The organism is Psychrobacter sp. H26 (assembly GCF_059073035.1).
In genome coordinates this window covers 2,972,653-2,989,519 of the sequence record NZ_JCACRW010000001.1, presented here as the reverse complement: position 1 = coordinate 2,989,519, position 16,867 = coordinate 2,972,653, and the positions used below count along the sequence as shown (strand labels likewise).

Below are 16,867 nucleotides of genomic sequence, written 5' to 3'. Positions count from 1 at the left end.
TATGAAGCTCTTTAAAGAAGCTTCTAAACTTGGCTCATCTAATCTGGCAAAATCGCTAAAAATTATGTTCGTAATGAATTAACTTTGAGTTTTTCTGCTGTCTTAAATGATAATTTTTATAGTTAATAATCTTCCCGAAAAGAAAAGATAGTCAACTTTATTTTTTAGCATTCTGAATCAGCAAAAATCCACACAAGTTGTTCTTTAGTTATGCTTTTAAATAGTCTCAATCACTGTCGTCCAGTCATCGATATATAGGGTATTTCTTTTGCCATCTAGCCAATCCGTCTCCGGTTAAGCTATCTAGCGAGCCGACTATCTTATCATATTGATTTGAATTGTCAAGACTTTTTATAATTTCGTTTCACCAGGTTAACTGCGTTATTAATATGTAATATACATATTAGTTGCCGCTAGTCCGTCCGATGAGGGCGTATTATAGACGTTTTATTTATTTAGTCAAGAAGTATTTTTTATTTAGTTTAAACAATTTAAGTCATTCAAACCATCCATCTACTTCCCTTTCGACTGGGTGGCATTATACGCATATCTAATCAGAACGCAAGGGAAGTCTATAAATAATCTTTGTCATTTTCTATCAGCAAAACTTTTCATTGCAATAAATTTTCTAATCCATTATACAGAGCGCATAAAAAAGGCACTTACCTGACGGTAAGTGCCTTTTTTATCAGTACTTTTATACGTCGGTACGTATGTAACCAATAGAATATATAGAGGTTAACCTTTTACTTTCGTCTTAACGGTAGTGACGATACCTGATAATGCGTAAATAATACCAATCGCCAAGATGCCTACAGGAATATCATAAAGTACAATACTCATAACCAGCACACCGATGATAAGTACTACAAAAGGCACTTTCTTTTTATCAAATTCCTTAAAGCTATAGTATTTGACATTGCTGACCATTAATAAGCCACAAGTCACTACCCATGCTGCAAACAAGAACATGACAGCGGTATCATATTGCCCAATCCACTCGTTATGATCGACTGCCACCATAACAGCAGAGGTTACTAAGATAGCAGCCAGCGGACTTGCCAATCCGACAAAATATTTTTTGTCCACAGCGCCAATCTGCACATTGAATCGCGCCAAACGAAAGGCACCGCAAGCGGTAAACACAAAAGCACAGCCGAGACCAATGCGACCCAATGGCTGTAGTGCAAAACTGTAAATCAAAATAGCAGGTGCCACACCAAACGCTAGCATATCGGCTAATGAATCATACTGTTCGCCAAATGGGCTTTGCGCATTTAGCATACGAGCAACGCGACCATCTGCCCCGTCTAAAATAGCAGATAAGAAGATTGCTAAAGAAGCCTTGTAAAACTCACCTTGCGTACTCGCCAAAATCGAGTAAAAGCCTGATAGCAACGATAAAGTCGTAATCAAGTTGGGCGCTAAATAGACACCGCGACTAACGACCCGCTTACCTTCAGCCACTTCAGCTTCAACGACTTCAAAGGTCAAGCCATCATAGTTATCGTTGTTTGCTAAGCGTATATTAAAATCATGCTCATCAACAAACGGTGGCTGAGTGGCTGCATTATCTTGTAATAAACCATCATTCACTGTCTCATTATGGGATTGGCCAGTAGGTGGTTGCACATTTGTCATCTTAATATCCTTATTGGCCGCTACTGCTATTCACTGACACCGTTATTTGCTGACGCTTTTATTCGCCAACGAGCCAGCGCACATTGGTCGCGCTATCAGGTGTCAAGTCTGGCGCGTCCTCTACTTTTAGTACTGGCTGCAAGAAACGTAATATCTCACGTGCATGGTTATCAAACTGCCATGGTGGATTGATAACCAGCAGACCGGTACCGTTCAGACCAACCGCAACATCATTAGGATAAATATTTAGCTCACAAACCAGCTGACGTCTCATTTCAGTACGTTTGAGCTTTTTATAAAAAAGCTCTACGGCTTCGATGTTTTTGATTGGGAACCAAAGCGCATAAGTGCCTTGTGGCCATTTGTTATAAGCCGCAACCAATAAATCGATGAGGCGCGTAAAATCTTTGTGCTCCTGCTCATAAGGCGGATCAAGGAAAATCAAACCGCGCTTTTCTTTTGGTGGAATAACAGCGGTGATACCTTCAAAAGCATCACGATGCTGGATACCAATTGGCAGCTTATGTAGCTGATAGTTCAACGCATCGTATTCAGTCGCTTTGGCTTCAAACGCCTCAGCACGCACGCCAGCATCAGGCTTTTTAGCCGCGCTTTTTTCGACGTGATGGGCTACCCACCATGGCGAACCAGGGTAGACTTTATTATCATATGTGAATTTGGCTTGTTTGATGCCTTCCATATAATCTTTGACAGCAGCTGGTGCTTTTTCAGTATCTGCTTTCAAAAAAGCTTGAATACCGCCTTTAGCCTCACCTGTCTTACGTGATTCTTCACTGCTCAGTGAATACAGTCCACGGCCGCCATAAGCGTCAAGCACATAAAACGGTTTGTTTTTCTGCCCCAGTTGGTTAAGCAGTTGTACCAATAAAATGTGTTTAACCACATCAGCAAAGTTACCAGCGTGGTAGGCGTGTTTATAGTTCATAATCTCAAAAGTTTAAATAAGAAAAATTGCATCTATGGTAGCATAGGCAGAGTAAAAGATAATGTGGTTTTAGTAAGCACTTTCAATAAAAACGCATTGAATACCGGTATATTGACAGCTGATTGATAATAATGAGATGAAATGACACAGATTATTAGCAACTTGAGCACGACAGAGCTGGTCGTTGATCATCCGATAGGTCAAGACAATCCACCATTACTGCTGCCAGACACTCATAATGATAGCCAAGAAATTCCTACTCAGCACGTATTGCAAATGTCTGACTTTGCGGTGGACTGGGAACAAAAGCTAACGGACCAAAAACTTGATACCTTTGTCGCTGATGGCTGGCTGATCATTGATGAGGTTTTTGATAGTACCGCATTGCTCGCGCTACAGGCTGAGAGTGGTTTTATTGACTATCGTGATGCAGAGCTGACCGCTGGCGTTCGCATCAGTGATATTCGCGGTGATAGAATACGCTGGATTACCGAAAACTTCTTTGCAGGCTATTACTATCTACAAAGCATCAATGCGCTGGCTTCATTATTTAATCGTAGCTTGTTCGCGGGTATTCGCCATAGTGAAGCGCATTATGCGTGCTATCCGACTGGCTTCGGTTATCAATGGCATAGTGACAATCCTGCTGGACGCGATGAACGAGTGATCTCGGCAGTGTTTTATCTTAATGATGATTGGGAAACAACTGACGGTGGCGCGCTAGAAGTCGTGGATAAATATGGTGTTCACCATGAAGTGATGCCAGTTGCCAATAGACTCATTATCTTTGACAGTGATTTACGTCACCAAGTACAAACTGCCTATCGCCAACGCTACTCTATTGCCACTTGGATGCGCCGTGATGGCCTTGTTCCCTTTGTCGAAGTAGAAGTTTAACACCTACCCTTCTTTACTCATTTATATTTAATATTTTACTTATTATACAAAAGGCTTATTCATGTCTGACTCTCACAACCAAACAAGCACGTCTCAACACACGACTCACCAGCAAGCAACCTTAGATTTGAGTATTGCGCTGTTAGAGCGCCCTTCAGTGACACCAGACGATGATGGTTGCCAAGATATATTGTCAGAGCGTTTGGAGCAAGCAGGCTTTGATTGCGAGTTTATGTACTATGGTGATAGACAAGCAAAGGGCGAGCATGCTGAAGTCAAAAATTTGTGGGCGCGCCGTGGCACGACTGATCCCGTCATTTGTTTTGCTGGTCATACAGATGTGGTGCCAACAGGTGACGAAAAAAACTGGACATACCCTCCGTTTACCCCAACCATTGCTGATGGATATCTATGGGCACGCGGTGCCGCTGATATGAAGACCGGCATTGCTGCCTTTACTATCGCAGCTGAACGCTTCGTCGCCAATCATCCTGAGCACAATGGTTCAATTGCTTTTTTAATCACCTCAGATGAAGAAGGCCCGTCAATCAATGGCACGGTTAAAGTGATCGAGACTTTAGAAGCGCGGCAAGAAAAAATCACCTACTGTCTCGTTGGTGAGCCATCAAGTACTGATACGCTAGGTGATATCATCAAAAATGGTCGTCGTGGCTCTCTTGGCGCAGAGCTTACGGTCACAGGCAAGCAAGGTCACGTTGCTTATCCGCATTTAGCTTGTAACCCAATCCATGCAACAATGTCTGCCCTTGCGGAGCTGACGTCGACTGCATGGGACAATGGCAATGACTACTTCCCAGCCACGTCATTGCAAATATCAAATATCAATGGCGGCACAGGTGCAACCAATGTCATTCCTGAAACGCTAAATGTTGTCTTTAACTTCCGTTTTTCAACTGAAACCACTGAAGATGAACTAAAGGCAAAAACGTATGCTATTTTTGACAAATATTTTGCTGATAGCAAGGTAAACTACGATATTCATTGGAAATTATCTGGCCAACCGTTTTTGACTCCTGAAGGAAAACTGGTCTCAGCTTGCCAAAACGCCATCAAAAAAGTCACCAATGTCGATACCACGTTATCAACCTCTGGCGGTACGTCTGATGGACGTTTCATCGCGCCAACAGGGGCACAAGTCGTCGAGCTTGGTGTCCGTAATGCGACGATTCATCAAGTTGATGAAAAAGTAGAAGTCGATGACTTAGGAAAACTTGCGCAGATTTATGAGGGTATTTTAGAAAATTTATTGTTAGATTAATTACTGAGATTCAAAGTAAAAAAGCGCCACATCGTATGCGAATGTGGCGCTTTTTTGCATCTTTATACACTAGCTTGCTTTTATAAAGGATATAACAGCTCTACTCAATACCAATATACACATCGACTTGACCGTACTCTAGATTACCACCGATATAATGCTCAAAGTCGACATTGAATGTACGAGTATGCTCACAGTCTGCCGTATTAAAATACTCCCAAGCATTCTCCCAAGCATTCATGACAGTGTTAGGCATGTGCCCTTCTTCGGAAAATACCAAGTATTTTCCTGCAGGTATATTTACTTCTACCACATCACTCATGTTAGCCACAATTTTACTATCTGAGCTGTCTAATTGATCCTCTTGCTCGGTAGCCGTTTTCCAGCTGGCAACAACATCAAACGCCCCTGCTAGGTCATCGCTTTCGTAGTTGTGATAGATGCCATAGATATCTTCACCTTCAGGCAGCTCACCCGCATAATTTTGGTAGAACTTTTGCCATAATCTGCCCAGTTTGGCAGTGTCATGGCTAATCTCAGCGTTATTGGTGGTACGCACGCTGATACCGCTACACGCTATCGCTTCTGGTAGCTCTTTAATTTGTGATGTCATGATGCGGCCCTTTATATCTGTTGGTTTAATTTCTTATTTACAGTTATGCTTACAGACTAAGTCGATTAGTCTGCTTCATCGATCCAGTTCATTTGAATGGCTTCTAAGATGCCTTCATTTGAGCGTTGTGGATCATCATCGAAGCCTTCAAGCTCAGTCACCCAGCGGTGCAAATCGGTAAAGCGTATGTACTGCGGATCAGTCTCAGGAAACTTTTCATATAGCTCAATTGCGATATCTAAGCTGTCTGTCCATTTTAATTTTTGCGGGATCATAACGGTACCTTATTCTTTGATGGTTTTGAAATAGTTATTTTAAACACAGTACAGTCGCCTTGAGACCGACGACTTTATGGGCTCTATCCTACCAAAATTTATTAAATGATTATAGCCAAGTTACTTTGCGATGCTACTTTCAATACAGTTTCTTAGTGCTGTTTTTGGTGTCGTTTATGCTGATTTGGCGGATTTGACAGCGACTTGGTGCTCGTTCCATGTGTTAATGGTATCCGTCAATTGCTCACCTGTCATATCTAGCACCTCTGGTGTGCGTATGCCGGTATCATCGGTGAATACAAATTTAGTCATACCAACGCCCATCAACTGATTTTTTACAAAAAAGCGATGCTCAAAATAGACGTACTTATGATCCCAGCCTGCAACTGTACTGCTCAGCGTCATCTTATCTAAAAATTTAATTTGTTTGAGATAAATCATCTCCTGCATGGCAATGACCCAGTTTAGAGGTTTGATGCCTTTTTGATGACAATGCGCCATCACCCAACGGGTAACATTTAGCTCAATAAATGACAGATAACGATAATTGGGCAGATGATCACGGAAACCCATATCGTGGGGTAATACGCGATAATGGCGTACGGTCGGCGCGGTTAATGTCTCTAAGCTAATTGTCTCGCTCGCCGGTTGACGCTTGAGCTGTTGTTTGAGCAAACTGACCATAATAAAAAAACGCAGTAACATATTCATAAATCTTTCTCTTATTTCATTGTATTTATAATTGCTGATGGTAATAGGCATTGACACCCGCTTATAAACCCGCCATAAACGCAGGCCACTTTAACGCAAAAAAAGCCACCTGAGTGACTTTCTTTGTTTGGCTTTATTTTGCTTTGTTTGGCTTTATCTAAAAACTTATAGGTAAATGCTTATGATCAAACACATGCCTTAGCGATTAGTGACCACCACCATTGATGCTACGTACCATCTCTTCTACCATTTTCTTAGCATCACCAAAGATCATCATGGTCTTGTCCATGTAGAACAGACTGTTATCTAGACCAGCATAACCAGTGCTCATTGAACGTTTGATAACCATAACCGTTTGGGCTTTGCTGGCTTCTAGAATCGGCATACCAAAAATAGGTGAAGTCGGATCATCTTTTGCAGATGGGTTTACCACATCGTTTGCACCGATAACTAGAACCACATCGGTACTCGCGAAGTCTGAGTTGATCTCATCCATCTCTAGAATATCATCATAAGGCACGTCAGCTTCTGCCAACAGTACGTTCATATGACCTGGCATACGACCAGCGACAGGATGAATCGCAAAACGAACATTGACGCCTTCTTCTTTTAATAGCTCGTATAGCTCTTTTACTGCATTCTGTGCACGGCCCTGTGCCATACCATAACCCGGTACGATAACCACGTTGCTGGCATTAGACATAAGGAACCCTGCGTCTTCTGCCGAGCCTGCTTTGTAGTTTTTGGGTGCACCATCATCACCGCCTGCTGCAACAGCGCCTGTACCCATACCACCGAACAACACATTGAGTAATGAGCGGTTCATGGCTTTACACATGATGTAAGACAAGATCGCACCTGATGAACCGACCAGCGAACCTGCGATAATCAACATTGAGTTGCCAAGGGTAAAACCAATACCCGCTGCCGCCCAACCAGAGAATGAGTTCAATAGTGATACCACCACTGGCATATCACCGCCACCGATTGGCGCAATCCACATCCAACCAAAGATAACCGCAATCACTGCCATTGTATAAAATGCTGGTAATGAGTCTGTGACGAAATATACGCCACCGAAACCAATCATCGCAATGAATAGTAGTGCTTGAACCGGTTTTACCCAGCCGCCGACCAGTGTCTTAGCCCAGCTTTTCGCTGCCAGTTTACCAAAGGCAAAAACAGACGCTGAGAATGTGATCGCACCAATAAAGCAACCGATAAATAGCTCAACACGGGCCACCGCGCCATGCTGCTGCTCAGTATGTAATACTGTGGCGAGGGCAATCGCTACCGCTGCCAAACCGACGAATGAATGCATCAACGCAACGGTTTCTGGCATCTGTGTCATCGCGACTGTCTTCGCTTTCCACATACCAACAAGGGCACCTAAAATCATTGCCCCGATAATGAGCCAAAGCACAGGACCTTCTGCTAAAAAGAACGTCGTCACAACAGCGATAGCCATCGCTGCCATACCAAAACGATTACCACGGATAGCGGTTTTTGGGCTAGATAGACCACGTAGCGTTAATACAAAGAGGATGGCACCAACTAGGTAGAACCAATCAGCATTTGCCGCAATCATTGTTGAAAAATCATTCATGCGTCACCTCCAACATCAGTGGTTGCTACTGGTGCTTTTTTTACTTTGGGTTTAAACATTGCAAGCATACGCTCAGTCACCGCAAAACCACCAAAAATATTAATGCTGGCCAAAAATACGGCAAAGGCACCGAGCAAACTGGTTGGTGTGAACATCGAGCCGTCAATATGAACGGTCTGCAGCATCGCACCTACGATGACAATACTTGATAAGGCATTGGTTACCGCCATCAAGGGCGTATGCAATGCAGGGGTAACGCCCCAAACGACGTAATATCCGACAAAAATAGCGAGTACAAATACGGTGAAAATCGCTACAAATGGTGTGCTACTCATGGCCGCACCAGCTGGCGCTGCAGCTAAAATAGTGGCAATCATCTTATCCTCCTAAAAATTTATTCATTACTGGCAAATGTATAGTGACAAAACATATCGTGATAGGCAGTCGAACCTAGCGCTTGGCTAGTCGTACCTGACTGTCATGTGTCACTGCCAGTGCGCCCTGAATTTCGTCTTCCATGTCTAAGTTAAGCGAAAGGTCGTTTGCTGGCGCGTCATCGCTAGCAGGCTTGATCAACGTCGTGATAAAGTTGACAAGGTTATTGGCATATAGATCTGATGACTGCGCTGCAAGCATCGATGGGATGTTGGCAGCACCAACAATACGTACGCCGTTATCTGTGGTGACGGTCTCGTTAGGTAGACTGCCTTCGACGTTACCACCGGTACCAGCAGCCATATCGATCAGGACTGAGCCTGCCTTCATTTTGGCAAGCGTTGTCCCGTGCACTAAACGCGGTGCTTGACGACCAGGAATCTGCGCGGTTGTGATGACGATGTCAGCATTGCTGAGTGCTTTATCAACGACAGCGGCTTGATCTTTGATGTATTGCTCTGATGGGGTCCACGCATAGCCGCCTGTTGCTTTGGCTTTTTGCGCTTCGTCTTCACTCATTGGTACATCAAGCCATTTTCCGCCAAGTGATTCGACCTGCTCTTTTGCCGCAGGACGCAAATCGCTGGCTTCTACGACGGCACCCAAACGTTTTGCGGTGGCGATCGCCTGTAGGCCCGCAACACCAACGCCCAAGATAACCACTTTGGCTGGCTTGACCGTACCCGCTGAGGTCATAAACATTGGAAATGGACGAGAGTATTCATTGGCTGCTAGCAGCACTGCTTTGTAGCCGGCGAGGTTGGCCTGTGATGACAAGACGTCCATGTTTTGGGCACGTGAAAGCGTACGTGGCAACAATTCCATAGCAAAAGCGGTTGTGCCTTTGGACGCATAGGTATCAAGCTGAGTATTGCGATAAGGGTCCAACATGCCAATGACGATCTGACCCGATGATAGGCTTTGGGTAGCCTCCGTCGGCAAGTCATTGACGGTGGTAATAATTTGAGACTGGGTAATGACCTCGGTGCTGCTATTGGCAATATCGGCACCAGCAGCCTGATACATGTCGTCAGCATAGTATGCTGCTTGACCGGCACCTGACTGTATGACGACCTCAAACCCAAGTTTACGCAGTTTTTTGACCGCGTCTGGGGTTAGTGCGACACGGCTTTCGCTCGCGATATCTGCACTGATTACACCGATTTTCATATCGTCTCCTTACTTATATATAATGACTTACCCTTAATACCCTCAACGCATTTTCAAAAAGCACAGGGGACAAAAAACCCTTATTCTATGACTTATTCACTATCAAGAATAAAGACTATCAATTTAATAAATGATGGATTGTTTACCATCATGTCTTTTTATTATAGAGACAACACCCAACAATTTTCATTGTCTAATGATGACCCACAAGTAAAATAAAAATTTTGGGATTTATACCATTGGCATACTTTTTGTTGTTATATTGAACGTATCATCTTTTTCAGAATTCTTTAGCCCTTGTACTGTATGGCTTGCCATCGCTAGTGATCCGACTTTGCACATGCTCATAACCTGATAGATAACATCAAGAAAACATAAAAAACCAAGGCTAAGTCAAGTTAAACTCCCATGTATCGTATAATAAGAACGCTTGACACCCAGAGCGGTTGGTCATCGACTCACTATAATAAGGAATAATCATGTATTTTTTACTCTCCCCTGCCAAATCTTTGAATGAGACAGACGATGTACCTGTGAATCTCGGTAACTACTATAGTCAGCCAGAGCTTATCGAGCATTCCCAGTCATTAATGAAAATACTAAAGTCAAAAGAGCCTGTCGATTTACAAGAATTGATGAGTATCTCTGATGATCTTGCCCAGCTCAATGCGGCACGCAATCAGCAATGGAGCTGGAGCAAGGATAAGCCGTTTACTGATGACAGCACTGACGACGCTAACAATGCAGCCAAGCCTGCAGGGTATTTATTCGACGGTGATGTCTATACTGGTCTTGATATGTATCATATGGATAAAGATACCGCCATCTATGTCAATGAGCATCTGGGGATTTTGTCTGGGTTATACGGTGTGTTAAAACCATTGGATCTTATCCAGCCTTATCGCTTGGAGATGGGTACCAAGCTTAAAAATGAACGCGGTGACAATCTTTATGAGTTTTGGGATGAGGAAGTGACTAACGTTATCAATGCGCGTATGGCTGACAGCAATGACAAGGTATTAGTGAATTTGGCTTCTAATGAGTACTTTAAATCGGTAAAGAAAAAAGCACTGAAGGCAGACATCATTACACCACGATTTGAAGACGAGAAAAATGGTCAATATAAAGTGATTAGCTTTTATGCCAAAAAAGCCCGTGGTCTGATGGTAAAATATGCAGCAGATAACAAGCTGACCAATGCTGAGCAGCTAAAGCAGTTTGATTTGGCAGGCTATTACTATTGTGAAGAAGCATCCGATAATAAGACGTGGACGTTTAGACGAGATGCGGCGGATCAGTAACTTGATATAAAAACGATATTTACTACAAACGCTAGAAGTCACTAAAGTTACGGCATTCAGTGCTTCTAGTGACTTCGTAAAATATCTCTTAGTTAAACGTATGGATAGTTAAACGTATGAACGGATTACAACAATCCTTCTTGTGCCATCATTTCCTGTACCGAGGCGCGGTTTAGCATGGCTTGATAGTGTGCATTTAGGTGTGTCCAGTCTTGTGCTCGACTTGTATATCGCTGACTCCAGTGAGCAACCATAAATAAATGAAAATCAGCCCCACTTAGTTTATCACCCAACAACCATGGACCATAATTAGCTAACTCCTTTTCAACAATATCCCAGCAGTGGGTTAGCGTGTCATTTGCTTTATCTTTTACTTGCTGCAAATTGCGCTCACCGCTGATGTACTGCTCAGGATGTGCCCAGCGATTAGCGGCTTCTTGTAGTGTAGAAGACATCCAAAATAAATACTGGTAATAGACACCGCGCCTAGCCGATCCTGTGTCAGGTGCTAGCCCAGACTCGGGATGTTGATCTAACACATACATCAAAATTGCCGCAGATTCATAAATAACCTGCCTCTGATGCACTAACGTAGGTACTTTACCATTTGGATTGATGGCTAGATACTCAGCTGATTTTTGCATGTTTTTAGACAGGTCTATTTCTATCATCTCATAAGACGCGCCTAGCTCTTCAAAGACAGCATGGGTCGCCATGTTAGCGCCGCCCTTATCCCAATATAAAGTATAAATAGTCGTGTCCTTCTTGCTGTAGCGATTATCGAATAAAACCATTGTACTAAGTTATAAAAATTATGCTCTAACGTGAAATAATCGACATGATAGCATCAGCCAATTGAGGAATTTCCGTCATTTTCAAACCGGCAATATTAATTCTCCCATTTGGCATGCCGTAAATCGCGAACTCATCTTGCAATACGAGCATTTGACTCTCTGTTAGCGGTAGTAGAGAAAACATACCTTTTTGATGCGAGATGTCCAAAAACTCTACAGGTGCATTCCTATCCTTCAAAGCTGCGCCTAACGCTTGGCGAATAGTATCGACCCTATCACGGTAGCTTGCCAGCTCGACTAGCCAAGCATCTGGGCTGTCTAACAAATGAGAAGCCACTGCGGCACCGTGATTGGGCGGCATAGAGTAATTGGCACGTGTAATGGTTTCTAAAAGTGTCTGTATATCTGCGTGACGCTCATGGTGCGTCGTTACCACCGAGGCAATACCTGTACGCTCGTTGTATAGTCCCATATTTTTCGAACAGCTGGCAGCGATAAATGCAAAATCAGCGTCTTCAATAATGAGACGAAGCCCTGCAGCATCGCTATCAGGATCATCTCCAAAACCTTGATATGCCATATCAATAAATGGGACAATATTTTTCTGTTTACACTTATCAGAGAACAGTTGCCACTGCTCTAAAGAAGGATCTATACCGGTAGGGTTGTGGCAGCACGCATGTAATAGCAGTACGTCCCCTTCTTTTGCTTTTTCTAGCGCGGCAAAACACGCATCAATATCTAATTGACCATTTTTATTTTGCCACGGATACGTCTCAACCGTTAACCCAGCACCTTGCATTAGCGGACGATGATTGATATAGCCAGGATCACTGATCCAAACAGTTGAATCTGGAGAGAGCATAGCGATAAAGTCAGCAATGAGCCGTAACGCCCCTGATGCCCCAACCGTTTGAATCGTGCATTGGTTTTTTAGACTTGGACTCTCACCTAATACAAGTTTTGCCATTTGTTGATTAAAATTAGCGTTACCCGATAGCATGCCATAAGCCTTTGAATGCGCTTGATGAGCCAGATGTACTTCTGCATCTTGCACAGTTTTCATCACGGGCGTATTGCCATACTCATCTCGGTAAACACCAACCAATAGATCTATTTTATGTTTGCGTTGGTCAGCGCGGAACCTACCTAACAATGCCCACAGTGGATCACCATTGATAACAGGCATATTATCTAACATCATGATACTTCCTTAATTAGTTTATTTCGCTCGATTGGATAAGATGACACCAATGGTACTGAGTACGATGCCGCCTATCATGATGACTGATAGAGACTCGTTGAGTATCAGCGCAGCCAGTATAGCGGTTAGTCCTGGGGACAAAGAGCCAAGTAATAATGTACGAATAGAACCCAATTGTTTAACAGCATAAGAAAACGCAATGGTTGATACCACCCCTACACCAAGGCCTTGTACCAGGATAAATGGAAGCGCGTCATCAAAAGACACAGACCCTATGTTCGTCTCCACAATACCAGATAGAACAATCACTAATGTTAGAAAAAACGAGCTATAAGAGAGCACGATCGCGATAGCTATTGGACTTAACTTGGTGCTTTTTAACCCCAAGGTAAAACCTGCCCAAATCAGGCTTGCCGTTAATAATAACCCCACGCCGTACAGCAGACTATTTGGTATTGCCTGTGCGTGTCCGCCAATCATAGTAGCGATACCAAAGAGAATAAGGATTAGTGCGGCAAATTTTCTTAATGATATTCGTTGACGATAAAAAATAAAAGACAATAATGCGGCAAAGAAAACTGGTGTCCCTGTCAAAATAGTACCCATGTAAGCGGCCGGCACCGTACTTGCACCAAAAGCCGCCAACAAAAGAAAAGGCACACCGCCAAATAAAATAAACATGATATCTGGCAATCTTATATTTTTGATTTCATGCCAACTAGAGAGTACCCAAGGAGTTAACAAAACTAGCGGTACACTAAAGCGAATGAGCATAACATCGGCAATGCTGAGCGACGATGCCCCAACCGCTCGTACAGTCAACGCAAATCCTGACCAAATCAATAAGACGACGCTCATCGCCACATAGCCTTTGGTTAGTGGCGACAATATAAACAAAGGGTTTTTGCGCGATGAGGGGTGGAATATCGTATTCATAGTCGTGTCTTATGCTGGTATACAAAGACCAATTATCGATTAAAATACGCGCTTTTATCTCTATTTATTCATTGCAATTTTGCAAATATTTGGTGGATAATGCCAATTAAATTAAAATTATTGGCTTAAAAAGCCAAAGGGTAAATTATGGACAAAATAGACCGTCATATTTTGGAAGTGCTCCAAAAAGAAGCGCGCTTATCTACGGCGGAGCTGTCCGAACGCGTAGGGCTGTCGCCATCTCCTTGTGCGCGGCGTTTAAAGCGTCTAGAGGACGAAGGTTATATAGAGAACTATCAAGCGAACATAAACAAAGCCAAAGCGGGCATTATGATGAGTTTCTTTGTGGAGGTCAGTCTCAACAACCACCAAGAAGGCTCTATTGCAGCTTTTGAGCAAGCCCTATCCAATATGGACGAGGTCATTAACGGACATGTGGTATCGGGTTCTTATGATTATTTATTGGAAGTGGTTAGCCCCAATCTCGATGGTTATGAGCGCTTCACACGTAAGCTAAATAAACTTGCTAGCGTAAAAGACATACATACCCACCTATCGGTGAGAAAGGTAATTAAGAAAACGACTTTACCTATTTTTGTGTGAGATTCTTTCATACTAATGAGCAATGTCGAGCATGGCTTTCATATACGTTAAGTTTATTAATACAAGTACAAATACTTAGTTAATTTGAACTATTACATAACTTTATTATCGAGCATAAAAAAGCCCCGCTATCTTCCGATAGCAGAGCCTTTAGTAGTCAAATAGACTTTATGAGGTTGATTTTACTTTTTGCGAAAAGTGATTTATCAAGGAAGATAGGCGAAAATAGTACTTGTTGTACATTGAGCGTATCTGACAAAGATAAATCGCTTTGCAGCAGAAGTAAAATTACATCATACCGCCCATTCCACCCATACCGCCCATTCCACCAGCACCGCCGCCCATAGCAGCCATACCGTCATCGCTCTGCGGTAAATCAGTAATCATGGCTTCAGTGGTAAGCATGAGACCTGCAACAGACGCTGCGTTCTCTAGTGCTGAACGAGATACTTTGGCTGGATCAAGGATACCCATCTCAAGCATATCACCGTATTCACCAGAGGCAGCATTGTAGCCGTAGTTGCCAGTGCCATTTTTTACTGCGTTCACGACGACTGAGGCCTCTTCACCAGCGTTAGTGACGATTTGACGTAATGGTGCTTCCATCGCGCGGCGTAGGATATTGATACCAGCATCTTGGTCATCGTTGTCGCCTTTTAGCTCAGACAAGGCATTCATCGCACGAACTAATGCAACACCGCCGCCAGGTACAACGCCCTCTTCAACCGCAGCACGAGTGGCATGTAGTGCATCGTCAACACGGTCTTTCTTCTCTTTCATTTCGGTTTCAGTTGCTGCACCGACTTTGATTACTGCTACGCCGCCTGCTAGTTTAGCAACACGCTCTTGTAGCTTTTCTTTATCATAATCAGAAGTAGATTCAGCGATCTGACGGTTGATAGACTCAACACGGTTTTCGATATCAGCTTTGTTGCCAGCGCCATCAACAATCACAGTATTTTCTTTGCCAACAGTGACTTTTTTCGCAGTACCAAGCTGCTCAAGCGTCGCAGTCTCTAAGCTCAAACCAATCTCTTCAGAGATTACCGTACCGCCCGTTAGCGTTGCGATGTCTTCTAGCATGGCTTTACGACGATCGCCAAAACCTGGTGCTTTAACAGCACAAGTTTTCAAACCGCCACGCATGTTGTTTACAACTAGGGTTGCCAATGCTTCGTTTTCTACGTCTTCAGCAATGATAAGCAATGGCTTGCTTTGCTGCATGACTTGCTCAAGTAATGGCACGATTTCACGAATGTTGCTGATTTTTTTATCAACCAATAAGATATATGGGTTTTCAAATTCAGCAGTTAGGCTGTCTTGCTTATTGGCAAAGTACGGGCTGATATAACCACGGTCAAACTGCATACCTTCGACAACTTCTAGGGTATCTTCGAAGCTTGAACCTTCTTCAACAGTGATAACGCCTTGCTTACCCACTTTTTGCATCGCTTGCGAGATCAACTCACCGATTTTGGTGTCTGAGTTAGCAGAGATAGACCCTACTTGCGCGATAGCTTTTTCGTCATCAGCAGGCGTTGATAAGTTATGGATTTCTTGCACTGCAGCACGAACAGCTTTATCGATACCGCGCTTTAGATCCATTGGGTTCATACCAGCAGCCACTGACTTCATGCCTTCTTGCAAGATTGACTGAGCCAATACAGTCGCAGTCGTTGTACCATCACCAGCGACATCATTAGTGCGGCTAGCCACTTCACGAACGAGCTGTGCGCCCATATTTTCGAATTTGTTTTCAAGCTCGATTTCTTTAGCAACTGAAACACCATCTTTCGTGATGGTAGGTGCGCCAAATGATTTATCGATAACGACGTTACGACCTTTAGGGCCTAGGGTAACACGTACTGCGTTTGCTAGAACGTTTACGCCGTCCATCATTTGTTTACGAGCATCAATGCCGAATTTTACGTCTTTTGCCATGTTAAATTACTCCACTATTATAAGTATGAGAATACAATGAGATGATTTATTCTTATCGAGAGTCGATGTTAGTTATTAGATATGCGCTGAATGTGAAACCACACTCAAAGCAGATTAACCTTCCAGCACACCCAATACATCAGACTCTTTCATGATCAATAACTCTTCACCGTCAACTTTTACCGTTTGACCAGCATACTGACCGAACAATACTTTATCACCAGCTTTTACGTCTAACGCACGAGTTTCGCCGTTGTCACGAACTTGACCATTACCAACAGCAATTACTTCACCTTGTGAAGGCTTTTCTTGTGCAGAACCCGGTAATAAGATACCACCCGCAGTTTTTGTCTCTTCTTCTATGCGGCGGACGACGATACGGTCATGTAAGGGACGAATGTTCATCGATATGACTCCAAAAATTAGTTGTTTGAATAAAGGGTTTATTTGAATTAATAGTCTCAATACCAGTATCTATAAGAGTCGCCATTCAATAACAGCAATCTAAAGATACG

17 protein-coding genes are annotated in these 16,867 nt (G+C 43.2%); 4 read left to right on the top strand and 13 right to left on the bottom strand.

Going from position 1 to position 16,867, the window contains the following annotated elements:
- Window positions 1-738 precede the first annotated feature (738 nt).
- Window positions 739-1,641, bottom strand: coding sequence for a CDP-diacylglycerol--serine O-phosphatidyltransferase (pssA, locus tag AC5JPT_RS12505; RefSeq protein ID WP_493858285.1), 903 nt, complete (start codon window positions 1,639-1,641; stop codon window positions 739-741).
- Between the two features lie 58 nt (window positions 1,642-1,699).
- Entirely contained in the window at window positions 1,700-2,587 is an 888-nt protein-coding gene (locus tag AC5JPT_RS12500; RefSeq protein ID WP_319052029.1) for a 23S rRNA (adenine(2030)-N(6))-methyltransferase RlmJ, read from the bottom strand.
- A gap of 141 nt (window positions 2,588-2,728) precedes the next feature.
- Between AC5JPT_RS12500 and AC5JPT_RS12495 the strand changes: the two genes are divergently transcribed.
- On the top strand, window positions 2,729-3,484 hold the full coding sequence (locus AC5JPT_RS12495) for a 2OG-Fe(II) oxygenase (protein WP_493858284.1): 756 nt from the start codon (window positions 2,729-2,731) through the stop codon (window positions 3,482-3,484).
- A 61-nt stretch (window positions 3,485-3,545) separates the two neighbouring features.
- Entirely contained in the window at window positions 3,546-4,763 is a 1,218-nt protein-coding gene (gene dapE, locus AC5JPT_RS12490) for a succinyl-diaminopimelate desuccinylase (RefSeq protein ID WP_493858283.1), read from the top strand.
- A 100-nt stretch (window positions 4,764-4,863) separates the two neighbouring features.
- Here the strand turns inward: dapE and AC5JPT_RS12485 are convergent, their stop codons facing one another.
- The 6 genes from AC5JPT_RS12485 to AC5JPT_RS12460 all read right to left on the bottom strand — a co-directional run bounded on the left by AC5JPT_RS12485 (window position 4,864) and on the right by AC5JPT_RS12460 (window position 9,573).
- Window positions 4,864-5,376, bottom strand: a complete 513-nt coding sequence (locus AC5JPT_RS12485) for a GyrI-like domain-containing protein (protein ID WP_493858282.1) — start codon at window positions 5,374-5,376, stop codon at window positions 4,864-4,866.
- 65 nt (window positions 5,377-5,441) lie between these two features.
- A complete protein-coding gene (gene iscX / locus AC5JPT_RS12480) occupies window positions 5,442-5,651 on the bottom strand; it encodes a Fe-S cluster assembly protein IscX (protein WP_201572234.1) in 210 nt (69 codons plus the stop codon).
- 174 nt (window positions 5,652-5,825) lie between these two features.
- Window positions 5,826-6,362 (bottom strand): acyl-CoA thioesterase, encoded by a 537-nt coding sequence (locus AC5JPT_RS12475; protein ID WP_493858281.1) that lies wholly within the window; start codon window positions 6,360-6,362, stop codon window positions 5,826-5,828.
- Window positions 6,363-6,567: 205 nt separating this feature from the next.
- Window positions 6,568-7,968, bottom strand: coding sequence for an NAD(P)(+) transhydrogenase (Re/Si-specific) subunit beta (locus tag AC5JPT_RS12470; protein WP_443526898.1), 1,401 nt, complete (start codon window positions 7,966-7,968; stop codon window positions 6,568-6,570).
- Window positions 7,965-8,303: a proton-translocating transhydrogenase family protein gene (locus tag AC5JPT_RS12465; RefSeq protein ID WP_319052069.1), complete on the bottom strand. Its 339-nt coding sequence runs from the start codon at window positions 8,301-8,303 to the stop codon at window positions 7,965-7,967. The genes AC5JPT_RS12470 and AC5JPT_RS12465 overlap by 4 nt, the downstream gene beginning before the upstream one ends.
- 115 nt (window positions 8,304-8,418) lie before the next feature.
- Window positions 8,419-9,573 (bottom strand): Re/Si-specific NAD(P)(+) transhydrogenase subunit alpha, encoded by a 1,155-nt coding sequence (locus tag AC5JPT_RS12460; RefSeq protein ID WP_493853490.1) that lies wholly within the window; start codon window positions 9,571-9,573, stop codon window positions 8,419-8,421.
- A 479-nt stretch (window positions 9,574-10,052) separates the two neighbouring features.
- Between AC5JPT_RS12460 and yaaA the strand changes: the two genes are divergently transcribed.
- On the top strand, window positions 10,053-10,874 hold the full coding sequence (gene yaaA, locus AC5JPT_RS12455; protein ID WP_493858280.1) for a peroxide stress protein YaaA: 822 nt from the start codon (window positions 10,053-10,055) through the stop codon (window positions 10,872-10,874).
- Window positions 10,875-10,999: 125 nt separating this feature from the next.
- Here the strand turns inward: yaaA and AC5JPT_RS12450 are convergent, their stop codons facing one another.
- Genes AC5JPT_RS12450 through AC5JPT_RS12440 form a run of 3 tightly spaced genes read right to left on the bottom strand, consistent with a single transcriptional unit; the run spans window position 11,000 to window position 13,808 of the window.
- Window positions 11,000-11,668, bottom strand: coding sequence for a glutathione S-transferase family protein (locus tag AC5JPT_RS12450; protein WP_493858279.1), 669 nt, complete (start codon window positions 11,666-11,668; stop codon window positions 11,000-11,002).
- Window positions 11,669-11,693: 25 nt separating this feature from the next.
- The gene (locus AC5JPT_RS12445; protein ID WP_493858278.1) at window positions 11,694-12,872 is read right to left on the bottom strand and encodes an amino acid aminotransferase; all 1,179 of its coding nucleotides are present in this window, start codon (window positions 12,870-12,872) and stop codon (window positions 11,694-11,696) included.
- Between the two features lie 18 nt (window positions 12,873-12,890).
- On the bottom strand, window positions 12,891-13,808 hold the full coding sequence (locus tag AC5JPT_RS12440) for a DMT family transporter (RefSeq protein WP_493858277.1): 918 nt from the start codon (window positions 13,806-13,808) through the stop codon (window positions 12,891-12,893).
- A gap of 147 nt (window positions 13,809-13,955) precedes the next feature.
- On the opposite strand from AC5JPT_RS12440, the gene AC5JPT_RS12435 reads away from it, so the two are divergent.
- A complete protein-coding gene (locus AC5JPT_RS12435) occupies window positions 13,956-14,411 on the top strand; it encodes an Lrp/AsnC family transcriptional regulator (protein ID WP_493858276.1) in 456 nt (151 codons plus the stop codon).
- 288 nt (window positions 14,412-14,699) lie between these two features.
- Here AC5JPT_RS12435 and groL read toward each other — a convergent pair whose 3' ends face one another.
- Window positions 14,700-16,352: a chaperonin GroEL gene (gene groL, locus AC5JPT_RS12430; RefSeq protein WP_493843612.1), complete on the bottom strand. Its 1,653-nt coding sequence runs from the start codon at window positions 16,350-16,352 to the stop codon at window positions 14,700-14,702.
- Between the two features lie 114 nt (window positions 16,353-16,466).
- Window positions 16,467-16,757, bottom strand: coding sequence for a co-chaperone GroES (gene groES / locus AC5JPT_RS12425; RefSeq protein ID WP_058024926.1), 291 nt, complete (start codon window positions 16,755-16,757; stop codon window positions 16,467-16,469).
- Between the last annotated feature and the right edge of the window lie 110 nt (window positions 16,758-16,867).